The 14,029-nt window shown below is 61.4% G+C and carries 7 protein-coding genes; all 7 read right to left on the bottom strand.

Annotated features, from left to right (window positions below):
- Positions 1 to 356 precede the first annotated feature (356 nt).
- Positions 357 to 1,118: a DISARM system phospholipase D-like protein DrmC gene (gene drmC / locus WMK75_RS16195; RefSeq protein WP_347268649.1), complete on the bottom strand. Its 762-nt coding sequence runs from the start codon at positions 1,116 to 1,118 to the stop codon at positions 357 to 359.
- Positions 1,118 to 2,959 carry a DUF1998 domain-containing protein gene (locus tag WMK75_RS16200; RefSeq protein ID WP_347268650.1) on the bottom strand — a complete coding sequence of 614 codons (1,842 nt, stop codon included), beginning with the start codon at positions 2,957 to 2,959 and terminating at the stop codon, positions 1,118 to 1,120. Before WMK75_RS16200 ends, drmC begins: the two co-directional genes overlap by 1 nt.
- Positions 2,956 to 6,936 carry a DISARM system helicase DrmA gene (gene drmA / locus WMK75_RS16205; RefSeq protein ID WP_347268651.1) on the bottom strand — a complete coding sequence of 1,327 codons (3,981 nt, stop codon included), beginning with the start codon at positions 6,934 to 6,936 and terminating at the stop codon, positions 2,956 to 2,958. Before drmA ends, WMK75_RS16200 begins: the two co-directional genes overlap by 4 nt.
- Before the next feature lie 21 nt (positions 6,937 to 6,957).
- Complete coding sequence (locus WMK75_RS16210; protein ID WP_347268652.1) at positions 6,958 to 7,953, bottom strand: O-methyltransferase; 996 nt, start codon at positions 7,951 to 7,953, stop codon at positions 6,958 to 6,960.
- A 3-nt stretch (positions 7,954 to 7,956) separates the two neighbouring features.
- The gene (locus WMK75_RS16215) at positions 7,957 to 9,372 is read right to left on the bottom strand and encodes an ATP-binding protein (protein WP_347268653.1); all 1,416 of its coding nucleotides are present in this window, start codon (positions 9,370 to 9,372) and stop codon (positions 7,957 to 7,959) included.
- 60 nt (positions 9,373 to 9,432) lie between these two features.
- Entirely contained in the window at positions 9,433 to 13,482 is a 4,050-nt protein-coding gene (locus WMK75_RS16220; protein WP_347268654.1) for a DNA methyltransferase, read from the bottom strand.
- A partial coding sequence (locus WMK75_RS16225) for a hypothetical protein (protein WP_347268655.1) occupies positions 13,479 to 14,029 on the bottom strand: 551 nt, incomplete at its 5' end. The genes WMK75_RS16220 and WMK75_RS16225, both read right to left, overlap by 4 nt.

The raw sequence follows: 14,029 nt of genomic DNA on the forward strand, positions 1-14,029 counted from the left end.
TCTTCATCGGAATCTCCTCGTCCATCTTGCCGAGAAAATTCTACCTTCGCATCCCCTTAACCATGGGGAGGATTACCGACACGCTAGGCCCGGCGGCAGAACCGCCGACACCCTGAACTGAGAATGGGGACCCGGACCCGATAAGCGCGGGGACCATGGGAGAAGCCGCACTTTGGGGCGGATCAAGCATGGCGGTGGGAATGGCGGCGAACCCGCAGGAAGCCCACCAGGCTGGCCGTCATATGGTCCAGCCGCATGAGGGGTTATTTGCCTCTCATGAACGAGACGGCGGGCGTGTCGGGAGCGCCGACCGGCACGCCCGCCATTTGTGGCAAGCTGCCACGCTTCGCGGCGATTCAGGCTGGGTGGATGACCTTGGTTTCGATTAAAGCGTGCAGATGGTCACGCAAGCGAGGCGGGATATGGCCACCAACGACAAGGACGCCCGCTTCCATATTCTTTTCGAGCGCATGGCCGGTCAGATTCGCACTCGTCAGGAAGGCTATGGCATCGTCGGCAACGGCGACCTTCGCGTGAACCCGGCCGTTGCTGAAAGGGTGTGGGCGATCCTTCCAGGTGTACAATTTGGCTGATGGAACGGCGTTTCTCATCGTCGCTACTGGATCGACGAGCAGGCTGCCGCCCTGGGTCAGGGAAGCTTCGACGAGAATTCTCACCTCGAGTCCTTGATGGGCCGCCGCGTTAATCGCAGCTATGACCGAGGGGATGTCATAGGCAACGAAGCTAACGATGAAGAGTTCTTTCGTGGCCTTCTGGATGACATCCAGAAGCACCTGTTCGGTACGGCGCGGCGCAACGAATGGCGTCGTTGGCCCGGTCCAGACCAATTCGACGGCGCAGTCCCGTTGCGTGCGTTCACGAGCATAGGCTGCGCCCATCAGCATCCCGGCAACTAGTTCTCCTGATGACTTCGTCGTCTGCCACGCGCCGGTAAGGGAGGCCAAAGCCGCCCGAGCCGCCGGCGTGCCGACGACTTGCTGAAGGTCTTGGTCTCGCCCCGGTAGCAGACCGTCGCGTAGCCGCGACGCTATCGCTTCAATCTTCGAGGGCGGCAGCAAGGCTACGAGTTCGGTGACGGCATCCAGGAGCGCCTCCATCAGCTCCCCCGGAAGAACGCCGCGTTTGGATTTTCGAGCGTCGGAACCACTAACGCACGGTCCAAATGCCGATTTCCCCGTTCGCACGAGGTTTCCGATACGAAGGAGCAAGCATGGCAAGCCGCTCCATGCAGCGATTGATCCTTACTGGGATCGTGTTCCGAGCATAGGGGATCGGAGGCGCAGACATGTGCTCGATCCAGCGCCTGGCGGAGCAACCTTCCCAGATTTTCGGGCTTGCCCAATTCGACCAGTCCCCCGAGCGTTCCATCGGAATCGGCGGCTGCCGTGTAGATTAGGAAGCCAGCTTGGTCCTTCGCTCCATCCACTTCCGCGTATATCCGTTCCCGGATACTGGCGGCATTGTAGCCACATTCGAGGGCCAACTCCCTGACCAGCATGTGCGCCAAGGTATGGAGCATGACGTAGCGCGATCCGGGATAGCCCTCTCGCGGATCGAGATTCCGCTTTTGGCGCCATCCGCGATGGCCCACGCGCAAGCGCGCATCGACCTCTTTGACCGCATCCTCATCGGCCCAGGCTTTCAGAGCTTCGGTGTCGAAGCGGATGAAGATACCTTCGCCATGAACTTGCGTCGCCGGCACCCAATCGGGAGCCGAACGCCCCAACGGAGCGCGAGGCGCCGCATCGTCACCCGATCCTTCGTCCGGGGACTCGACGCGGGTGAAACCGACCAAGGCATTCACCTCGCGCAGTCGCTCCAATAGCAGGACGCGCGTGATCGCGGCTTCGAAGCCTTTCGGAATCCCGACCTTCTTGCTCATGAAGTGCGGGTAGTCGGTCGGCGGATCATCGGCCGTCAGAACCTGCCACTCCGGCTCCTTGAGGTCGCTCGGACCGGCGTCCGCGCCGCCGTTCCGGTGGGCTTCGATGGCGGCCCAAATCTGCTCGCTGGTGAACTGCTCAATGCCGGGGAGCTGAGCCGTTTTCTTCAGCGTCCTGACCACGAACCCGACCTCATCCGCCGAGGACACGTCCTCGAAGAAGGTCCAGCCGTCGCCGACGAGCTGCACCAGGGGACTGCCCGTTTGAGGTATGGCGAGGACCGACAACGTGACCGGGAACCAGCCGTTGGTCGCCCCGAGCAGGATCGCCCGCGGATCTTCGGGGCAGTCATCATCGAAACGATCTATGTGGGGATGCCGTCCGCGACATGCGGGCAGGTTGTCTCTACCGGCCTGGCCGAAGGCTTGGGCCATGTTCTTCGATGCGCCGCACGCATCGCATTTGACCCAGAGATTCTCGGTTTGCAGCGATGCGCCGCTCTCGAAGAACCGCAGCGTTCCACGGCAGTCGGATGGGCCGCCGTGGACGAACCAATGCCACGAGAAATCGTCAAGGTGCCCTGCACGGCAGGCCATCAGGAAACGAGCCGGCACGGCATCGGCGTCACGGGCTTTCTGATCGTTGTTCGATCCGCGACACCCCTCATGGACGAAGCGCGTCAACTCTGGCCGGTAGCGGTTTTCTTTCAGCTTGAACAAGCCGGCGTCGAACGGCGACAGCAGGCCGCATTTCACGCAGCGCAGCCATCGGGGAAAAGGCTTCACGGGAACGCCGATCAGCGCGGCGGGCGAGAACGGATCGACGACATCGCGGTCGCCGAGCGGCGGCATACGCAGCGATTCCACTTGGGGACCGAGAACGCTTCGGACGTTCGCCAGCAGCCGGGCCTCTTGAATGGGCTGGCATCGATCCTTTTCCCAACGGTCGATCCCCATGGTGACGACCGAGAGATTGGGCAGGTCGATCAGAGCGCCGGGGCCGTAAGTCCATAGAAGCTGGCTCGGACGGATTTCTCCAACGGGCGTCTTGCTCATGCGTCACCCCCATCAGCCGTTGCGACACGGGCTCGCCAGGTTGGATCGTTCGTCGAGCGCGAGTCCTCCATCACCAGCCTCACACCGGGCTCGACCTCCCGCATCGACATTGGGACGGTCCAATCCGTCCAAGGCTTCACGCCCGGAGTTTCCAGAAGGGGATATGCCGTCGAGCCGGCCCCGTATCTCTGATAGACGAGTGTGCGACCTCCGACGCCGGCCTCTTTCGCCCAATCGTCGGCGCGGTGCTTCAGCTCCTGTTCGGTCAGCGCCTTCTTCGCCGAGTCCTCCGTGACCTCCCAAGTTCGTTCGGACACGACGCCGATCGTCGTCGTTATCTCCGGTCGGCTCGGGCTGTTCATCGCGCCCGCCCCAGTATTCGGAGCGAAAGGATCGTAGCTGTTCCGCATGATCGACAGCATTGCACCAGTGAGGCCGCGATCCAGCGCCCGCGGGGAGAATGGCGTGACGGATTGGGCCTCGACGTGCTGATAGAAGGTCGCGTGGTAGTGCTCGAACGTCTCGTAGTGGGAGAGATCGCGCGGGCGTGCCCAGGTGAGCACCGTTGCTACAAGGCCCGGTGGCGAGCGCCCGACGCGGCTGGTCGCCTGGATATACTCCGCCGTTCCTTTCGGCTGGCCATTGACGACCATCACACCGAGGCGGTTCACGTCCACGCCTACCGACAGCATATTGGTGGCCAGAACGACGTCGATCGGACGCGGATCGCCCGGAGCCCGGTTCTCTACCCATTCGCCCGTGTTGGGATCTAGCGTTCCATTGAACGGTATTTCGAGCTGATCGAGATAGCGCGGGATGTCGTGGCTGGAGACGCGAGAGGTGAGTTCCCGAACGTCATCGACGCGACGTTGCGACAGCCCCGGACGATCGACCAAGCTCATGTTCACGCGGAAGGACCGCGTCTGCACGTCGTCCTCGGCGAGACGCTTCATTCCGCCCAATTCGCGCAGCGAATTGAAATATCCGACGAGCGTCATGTAAGGATCAGCGACCGGGCCGAAGCGATCGAAGAGGGCTTGTGCGGCGGTAAGGAAGGCCGTGTAGGTTCGGATCAGAACGGCGGGCCGGGAACTGCCGGGCGCGCAGATGCCCATGTAGCGGCGTCCGGGCTTCTCTCCGATGGGACGTTGAACTGAAAAGAAATTGTCTTCCACGTCGAGGCCGGTGGGTGGAAAGACCGAGATCCGCCGCATGAACACGTTGCGCACCTGATCTTCGGCTCGTCGAACCGTAGCGGTGGAAGCGACCACCTTCGGTCGGACCTTCGTGTCGCCGAGAAGCCAGGAACTCAGCTCGTCGACGGCGGTCTCGTAGAGGCCGACCATGGTGCCGAGCGGCCCGCTGATGAGGTGAAATTCGTCCTGGATGATGAGATCGGGAGGCCGGATGGCGGCGCGCACCGGCTTCACCCTGGCGGCGGGATGAGTACCGCGCGCGCGATGCCCGGTGCCGCAGTCGTGTCCCGGCCAGAGCAAGCCGTGCCGTTCGCACTCTTCATCGACACGGCCAAAGAGGGTTCGCACCTCCGGCCGCCAGGCCATCATGGCGAACTTGTCGACGGTGGCGATCATCATGGTCGGCGGACGATGGTAGATTTCCTCGTCGACCACTTTCACGGGCAAGCCACGATGCGGGCGACTGCTGGAGCCGGCCCGAGAAAATTCGCAGGCGCCGAGTTTGTCACCGCAATGAATGAGGGTTCGCCCGGCTATCCGATCGACCTCAATGTCGCGTCCCGCAGAGATTTCGGAACCGCACCAAGGGCAGCTCGTCAATTGCGCCGGCGAAGCGATCCCGGACCTATTACGGTCGCCGTTGCGCAGCGCCTCAATCGCCTGGTGGGCGTCGTCGGTTCGGCCCGGCGTCACCCGATTGCCGACCCATAGGCCCAGCGAGAATGGCTCCTTGCCCCAGAGCTTCTCGTCGGCGAAGCGGATCACCTCCATCGCGCATAAGAGGGCCGCGGCGCGCTGGAACTGTTGCAGGGTCAGCAGCCGCAGCGTGTATCGCATAATGACGGCCAAGCCACGGGAGGCATCAAGGCCGCCGAGGTCATCCTTCAAGCGGCGCATCGCCATGGCGAAGGCGGCCACGCCCAGATACGCTTCGGTCTTGCCGCCGCCGGTCGGGAACCAGAGGAGATCGGCGAAGGCTTCCGCAGGCTTCGTCCGATCGGGATGCGCCGGATCGGCGAGGGACGGCACCGACAGCAGGAGGAAGGCCAACTGGAACGGGCGCCAGGACCGATTCCTTGGAATGTCGAGCTGCGCGACGTCGGCCGCTTCGCCGCGCCTGCGTTTGAGCGCATAGAGACTCCGCACACGCTGGAGCGCCATCGACTTGTTGGCGAAGCGGAACGCCGATAGCGCCGCGCCGTCGGAAAAGAGCGTATCCATTCCCTCGCGCAGGCGACGCAGGGTTTCTTCGCAGCGAGCGATCACGTCCTGCCCAGGACCATCGAAGCCCGTGATCTCGGCTGTTAGCCGCACTCTCTGCTCGTCGATCCAGACGGCATAGTCGTCGACCAGGCACGACAGGGCCTCATGCAGTTGCTGCGGCTCCATCTCCGCGAGGCGGCCCATGTCGAGCCATCCCTCATCGACCATCCGGCGCATGGCCGGACGGTCGTCCGGGTCGAGGCCGGGCGTTTCGGTAACGGCGACCTCGTAGCGTGGGATGATCTCCGTGCAGAGATGCGAAGCCTTCGCGGAATCGTTCGGCGACGTATCGGCATGGACGGAGACGCCGTGGCCTACGGCAAACTCCAGCCGGTTGCGATAGATCAGGGCGAGGCGATCGCGTTCCGGGTCATCGACGACGATTTCGTTGGAGGGACGCCGCCTGAAGATCGACGGATCGGCGGCACCTTCCAGCGCGGCCACCGCGATTTCCGGCTGGAACAGCCAGGCGCGGTCCTTGTTGTCGTCGGGCTCCAGTTGGCCGTTTACGAGGAAAAGGGTAACGAGGCGTTCGCCTTGGGCGTTCGTTCGGATCGTCCCTTGAAGCCGTACCTCGGGCTGGTCGCGATCCGGCGTCGCCGGCCGTATCGGCCCGTCCTTCAGCGGGAGGGGAACCACCCCGCCGCATGGGATTCGCCGCCACACCCTGACCTTGGTTTCTTCTTCTCGGCCGGTTGCCCGGTTCCGGCGGGTCTTGACGACATCGTGCTCGTCGCTCGGGACGCGCTCATAGCGTCCCCACCGGACATCGGCGGCCAGCGCCTCCACGCCCGGCGCGACGCAGAAGGTGAGCCCCATGCTCGACGGCACGAGCGACTGATTGTTCGTGGTGTCGATTTCGTCGAGGGCATCGTCCTCCGGCTCCACGCGACCGGAAACGCTTGCGAACTCGGCACCGGGTTCATGGATGGGCGCTGCCCGCTCGTCTTCGATGTCGCGTATTTCATCCGCGCCGGCCGCCGGCTCGACGGCGACGGCATCTGTGTCGCTCGGCCGTCGCGGGGCGAGCTTGCCGACCAGATAGCGGTCGCGGACACTCATGTCCTTGATGAGTTCGTGCGGCCCGCCGGCAGGTCCGAGAAGATCGTCGCGGACGGCTATTTCGAGAAGATCGCGCACATAGGCGACGTTCTGGATGAGCGAAACATCGCCGATCGAAATGCCGTCGAGCGCGAAAATGCCCGTCAGGTCTTCCGGCCGAAGGCGCGCGATCGGGCCGGTCGGCAGCGTCAGGCCGAGGCCGAACACCGTGCCCGACGCGCGGAACGTATGCACATGATCGAAATAGATCGTCGTGCTGTCGAGGTCGCCACGGACGCGCAAAATCCGCCCGGCCCGTGTCAGTGTGCCATCGGCTTCGGCTGCGACGATCCAGTGCCCTTCATCGACCGCCGAATAGGCCGAACGCTCGCCGTTCAATCGAGCCATGCACGGGCCGAGCCAAGTCGGTTCTTTGGCAAGCCAACTTTGCCGGTCTGGATCAGCAATCAAGGTCATGCGTCGCCCTCAGATGAATCTCTACAGCTCGACGCGAGAGAAGTGTGGATAGATACGGTAGAATTTCTTGAAGACTGTGATGGGGTCTTCGCCCATATCGGACTTGGGAAGATCGAAGGCCATTTTCGCCTTCACATCGTCGTTCGACTCCATCGTCAAACGCTCCAGCGTTGAAAGCGCGGGCAGGTCGAGACGATGCGGCGCATCCGGCGTCGAGTAGAACTCCCACCCCTTCACGAGTGGTTCGACGGCAGCGTTATGAATGGCGCAGACCACGAGTGCGACTGTCACCATTGCTTGACCGTCTTTATAGTGCGTGGATAGCGCCCATACGATCCGGCGATCACGGAAATTGAGCGCTTCTTTTTCTACCGCCAGTTTGAGAACACGGAGCACACTAAAACCGAAGCGTTTCTGTGTCATGCCATCAGCGGACAGCCCGCTCGGGAAGAGCTGTCCAACTCGCTCCTTGAAACGGGCAAGTCGCCATTCCTGCACGGTCGGCTTATCCTTGCGATCATCAGAAGCTGCACCGTCAATCTCGACGGAGACTTCATTGGCTTCTGGCTTCCCGAGAGACTCGGGATTCGCGTTGAGCGTCACCCGAAGCACGCTCCCGAGCGGAACGGTGCCGATCGTCCGCGCGAAGCGTTCGATCTGAGTGGTGATGCCCCTCGGCTCGGTATAGTCGAACCACACAATTGCGGGCACATCGAAGTCGATCCCGTCGAGATAATCTTCGAGGGTCTTGTGGACGCATTCGATCGACGCGACCGGGCGATTGAAGATCTGGCGCTTGTGGACTTGCTCCTCGGTCTCCACGCAGGTCATCCGCGCGAGACCGAGCCGGGCATGGACCATTCTGAAGTCTTCGAGAAACGGGCCGCCCAGGCCGACGTAGTGGTATTTCTCCAGCGACAACGCCGGAGCCAGCCGCATCAGCAGCGAGATGAACAATTCCCGGTCGACGGCCTTGTTGGGCCTCAGCCGGTAGGGGAGCGAGGAACCGGCGCTCATGTCTCAGCCGTCCTGCTTCTTGGCCTTGGCGAGCGTCAGCTCGAAGCATTTTTCGCCCACGATCCCCGGCTTCTCGTCGTCGATGTCGAACAGCATCTTCGAGACGAGCCGGATTTCCTCGATTGGTCGCGAGAACACGACCTTTCGCGACGACGGGCTTCTGCCTGGCGGTTCGGGCAGAACCTTTGCTTTTTGCGGATTGAACTCGATTTGGCTATCGCTCTTCTTGATGGCGCTGCGTGCCGCTACCGACGCGATTGCCTTGCTCAAGGACAGAGGCTTTGCATCTTCCCAGAAGTTCGTCTGGTCGGTTCGGGGATGGTTCTTCCACTGGTTGGTGTACGAAATCCAGACCCGCATACCCTCCTTCATTTTCACCAGCGCTTCGAGCCAGACGCTAGATGAGGTATCGAGCGCGCGCTTCGTCGTTGTGACCGGCAGCTTGTCGGCGCGCTTGGAACGGAACTCGATGATGCCGGTGATGATGGCGAACTGTGGATGATACAGAGGAATGCCGTCGCCCCAGCCGGTAAGGCGGCTCTTGTCGCCGACGATCACCGCACGATCGTTGCAAAGGACCGTCCAACCCGCCGTGGCTGATGAGCGATCGCGCTCGAAATCCAAGTCGTCGTCATCGTCGTTGGCGAGACTGCGTCCAGTGTTCAGCCCGACTGTGATCGACACCAAGACGTCATCAATGGTCTTCTGGAAAACGAACGGCGCTGGTCCATCAGCGCGTTCGGACACCAGAACCTCGACGAAAACGGGCTCCACGGGTTTGCCATTGAGATCGACCTTCAGCCCCCATTGGAGGAACATCGTGAAATGTTCGGAGATCGCGGTGCGGACCTCGTTCTCGAACGACTCGTTGGCGAAGTGACGGGAGACGCCCTCATACAATTCATGGACACGAATCACCGTGCCGGGCTCGGCGAGCATCTCGCTGGCTTCGCTGGGCTCGTTTATGGGCAGCGGATCCCATCCCTTGGCTTCGAGCCAGGCCGACGTGATCGGCACCTCGAACGTGTCGTCGCCATAGCGGGTTCGCACGAGGGCCTCGCGCCCCATCTTGAAGATCGCGCGCTTCATCCCCACGCCATACATTCCGATGGTCTCGGATTCGGAATCGCGATCGTCGTCGGGCTCGCGGCCCATCTTGAAGGCGTAGTTTTTGGCGACCTCGCGCGGGATGCCGCCGCAATTGTCTTCGATCGAGAAGTGATCGGCGGCGAGTTCGATTTTCACGAAATGCTTCGAGTAGTCGACGTTGCTACCGTTCGCGAGCCGGAGCGCGCCATCAAGGCAATTGTCGAGAAGGTCGAGGATTGCGTCGGCGAGATTGATGTCGCGCGTCAGCATCGACACGAAGAACCGTTTTGTTGGGCTGGCCTGTGCCTGATCGGTCGTGGGTTTCGTCATCGGCAGGCCCTCTCTTTGAGACGTGAGAGCACGTTGAGATCAACCGCCGCGTCGGTGGTGTCATTCATCGACGGTCTCCATTTCAGTTGCCTCGTCGTCGAAGAGGCCAGCCTCCCGATCACTTGAACGGGGCTTTTGAGATGCTTCTCTTTTCGATGCTTTGAACAATCCCAATGCTACTTCTTCGTCATGAAGATTAGAATTCAGCACCGCTAGGCGGCGCATAATTTCCAATCTTGCTTCATCAGATATTGTGAATCGAATGACATTCGATTCGGAAATATAAGATGCTTGTTGGAAGTCATGATTTAGTTGAACGTCAGTCCATCCGTAGGCGGCGAGAAGCGAGTTATCCAGAGCGATGCGCCCCTCTCGCAGGGCGGTTATATGAGATTCAACGTCAGAGCGATCGTGAATCGCATTGTAAATCTTTGTAAGATTGAGATCGCGCTGTCGCTGAATTTCTTTTCTGAGTGATAGATAATTATCTGAGGCAGAGCGGAGTTTTTCGATTTCGTTGGTCGGCATTGGAAATGTACGCAGGGCGTCGCTAATAGAATATCGCAGCCGTGTTTCCATGGTGCTGGAATACTGTCGAGCCCACACCTCGTGGATAGTGCTTTGCAGCGCGCCAAAATCCGCCGAATCGTCGCTCGGTATGACCGCCAGTTCTTTCGAGTAAATCCATCCAGTTGGAAGGAAATCGAAAATCAGATGTGACGAAACAAACGAACATGCCAGGACACGAGTTATTTTGGATATTTGGTCGTAAAGAGCTTCTCTCTTGTCCCAGTGCTTCCAATAACATTCTTCGTGAATCTGCCTTGTGAGCTTGTCCCTTTGAGGCTTAACCAGCTCGCGTATCCGCTGCATGGCGAGCGGGTATTGTTCGGCCTCCCCCTCTGTCAGGCTGTTGAAATCGATGACATAACGATCAAGGTTGTCGTTTTTTCGAGAATTTAGATCCTTACCATTGATATATGGCCGGAGAACGTCGTTGTATTTTCCGTCAATGGACCGCCATTCCTCTGCCTGCTGGCGATCAACCACGAAACCAATTCCGAGAACTCCAGTTCCGCCGGACGCATTGGGAAAGTTTCTCAACAGTTTGTGCGGCTTTTCCAGAACACCTATATCCCCGGTGAGAAATGATGTGACGAATGGGGAAATCTTATCATCAATGGTGCATAGGCCATTCCAGCCCTTTGCAAGCACAACTATAGAAACATGCAGGCTGGCAGAGCCGGGCCATTTCATATTTGGGTTTGTATGTTTGATTTTTGCGCCAGAACTAAGAATATAATCTAGGCCGACCTCTCTTGTGTCGGCCTGAGAAATTGTATTCGTGGCCAGAAAACCAAATAAGCCAATATCATTTGAAATCAAAAGCGCGAGTCGGAAAAAATACGTGCATATGTCTGCTGCGCCTTTAGCGGGATGGAAAATGACCTTAAGGGTATTGTTATAATAGTCTCCGAATGTTGAACTGATCTTCTTGCCGCCCAAGAAGGGTGGGTTGCCAACAATTGCATCAAATCCCGGAGCTGATCGCGTAAATACTTCTGGAAATTCAAGCGGCCAATGGAAGGGGCACCGTACCATCCCGTCGGGGGCATCATGCGCAAGGTCCGCCTTTGCCTGCTTCAACAAGCGGGGCTGCGCATCAATAGCGCCACTTGCGACATCGTCCGCAATGGTCGCCAGTGCCGTAGTTCGCACCACGCGTTCACCCGCGCGGTCCTCGGAGAGGATGATACCAACGAGCGCGTCGGCGATCAGCTCCGGCAGAGCGAGTTCGCTACGCGATTGAGCGTCGAGCGCTGCCATCGCCTCGACGTCGCCGATGTCGCGGATGGGGATCGAGCGAAGCTGGCTACGGAGCGCAAGCGCCTTATCCACCGCCGACCGGATCGTCCGGCCAAAAAGGCGAAGCTGCGCCTTGCCCTTCGGCTTCATGTCCAACTCGATGAGCTGGCCGAGATCATGGATGCCTAGCAGGCTATCGCCGCTGCGCAGATTGTGATCGAGAAAGCCGAAAGGCCGCCCCTTGGCGAGCGTCGTCAGCCAGAGCGACAACTTGGCGAGTTCGACCGCGAGCGGGTTCTTGTCGACGCCGTAGAGGCAGCGCTCGGCGATCAGGCGGCGCGCAAGGATGGCGCGTTCTTCCGTATCGCGTGATAGCGGCTCGAACCCGGTCGTGTCCTCGGCCGCGCGGATGCGACCTTCATCGTCGATCTGACTGCCCGCAGCTTCCATGTCGGACCAGCCTTCGACCAGGCGGTCGGCGAGCCAGCGGCAAGCCTGCACGAGGAACGCGCCCGATCCCATCGCCGGATCGCAGACCTTGAAGTCGAGGAGTTCTTCGGCGCTCTTGAGTTTCCAATCCTCGCGTGCCGCGCCTTCGGCGGGGCCGCGATAGACGATCGGGGTCAGCGTCTCTTCGACGATCTTCTCGGTCAGGCTTTTGGGCGTGTAGTGCGTCCCGCTCTCGCGCCGGTCGGCGCCGAGGACGACGACGAAAGCGCCGGCGTGATGGACCAGAGGGTATCCCCACGGGTCCGTCCGCAAGAGTTCGGAAAAGGGCAGGATGCGGTCGCGCAGGGCCACATCACCACGGCAGACGGTGAGCAATCGTGCCGCCACGCGCTCGTCCGGCTCCCGGCTGATGGCGTTGCGAATGGCGGGCTCGGAACGCTCGCTCCGTTCCTTCAGGAGATCGACGATCCTGGCGGCGCCGTCGAGGCGCGCGGACTCGATCTCGCCGAGCGCCACGCGGGCGTTCTTGGCCTTGGCCGCTCCTTCGAGTTCGAGCGTCACGTCATCGACGCGCTGAACGGTGCGTTCGAGGAGACCCTCATAGACGTGACCGATCTGTTCCACGTCGAGCGCGCGGTAGGACAGTGTGCGCCCCTCGAAGGTCTGGATTGCCTCCAGCAGCAGCAGGACCGTCCGATCGTCGATCGGCAGGGGCTCGGCGGGATCGCTCCGCCAGTTCGTGCCCTTCTTGCGGCCTTCGAGGAAGGGGTAGCGATCCGGGTCGAAGAGCGAGCCGCCCATCGCCGGCAGCCGCAGCAGCGGATGGTCGATGCCGCCATAGACGCCACGGAACAGCGCGAGCAGCCGCGACCATGCCGAGCGGCGACGTTCGAGTATCTCTTCGGTGTCGGCGCGCAACTGCATACGCAGGTTGGAGAGCGCATAGAAGGCGTCGTAGCGGGGATCGCCGAGCAGGAGCAGGCCGCGCTCTTCCGCCGCCAGCAGGAAGACGAGTCGCATCATGACCGTGAGGCCGGCCTCGTAGAGTTCCTTCGGATCGACGTCGTGCAGCAGATCCCGGTTGCGATCCTGGTCAGCGCGGTCGAGGGATTGGACCAGCACTTCCACCGCGCGACGGACTTGTTCGCCGAGCGCGTCGGTCACGTCGTCCTGATGCTTCAGCGACCGCTCGAACAGCGCCGGCAGCCTTTCGGCATCCGGGCCGAAGAAGCGGCGAACCCCGAGCAGGCTGACGAAGGCGCGAAGCGTCTCGGACTCCTGGCCCCAGAGGCGGGCATACCAACTGGCGAAGCCCGCGACGGCTCCGGCGGGCGCATGAACGAGCATCCAGCGTTCGCCATTGGTCACGAGGCCGACCGGGCACCCAACGGCGCGAAGCAGCGCCACCATGCGGTCGCCCGGAGTCGTGGCCAGCCCGTCGTAATTCCGGGTGGCGTCGAGATCGGTGTCGGGATCGTAGAGCTGGACGAGCAGGAGCGGGGCGTCGCTCTGCGTCGGATTGACGATCGCAAGGTCGGGCGCGATCGTGACGCCGTGCTCGGGCAACGACACCTTCAGCCGCTCCGGCAAAGTCGCCGCCCGGCGCAAGACCTGATCGTCCACCTCCAGGGCATTTCGGAGAACCTCGTCGATCCACGCCGAATGGACCGCCGTCAGATCGGCATCGTTCGCATCGACGGCATCACGCCATTCGTCATAGGCGGCGCGCAGCCGTTGCGGGCGACCGGAGGTCAGGGCTTCCAATCCCTGGGGCAGCACCTCGCGCAGCACGGGCACCGCAAGGAACGGTCCCGACACTTCGATGAGGTTGAGCCAGTCGTGGTTGGTGCTCATCGTGGCTGTCCCTTCGTCAAGGACTCGGGCACGAGCAGGATGACCGCGACGGGAAAGGTGTGGTCCCGCACATTGGAATATCTGTTCTCGATGGCGCACACCTCTTGTTCCCGTTCCAGCGGAATACGGGCGAGCCGTGCTTCGAGGGCGGCGTGATCGCGCCGAAGTTGGGTGCGCTCGTCCTCGGAAAAGAGTGAAAGCTGTTGCGGCTCGCGGTCGGCGACGAGTTCGGCCCGTAGGGCCTTGTCGAGATCGTCGAGCACCTGCCGGATGTCGTCGCTCTCCCGTTCCTTACGGGTCTCGATCGAATTGGACAGGAAGCGCAGGCGGTCCTTGGAGCGCGCATCGACCGCCCCCAACACGGAGTCGCGCTGCTTGTCGAAGCGGGTGCGCAGCGCTGCGAAGGTCGTATCGGGCAGGACGGCGGGGACGGAATCCTGGAGCCATCGGCGCACCTCCGTTACGCGATCTTCGCGGCGGAAGCCGGCGTCGCGCAGATAACCGCCGGCCTCGGTGAGTTCCTCGTGCAGACGATGGTGGCTGCCGC

It is taken from the genome of Paracoccus sp. (in: a-proteobacteria) (assembly GCF_039808215.1).
In the GTDB taxonomy this organism is placed as follows: Bacteria; Pseudomonadota; Alphaproteobacteria; order Rhodobacterales; family Rhodobacteraceae; genus Paracoccus.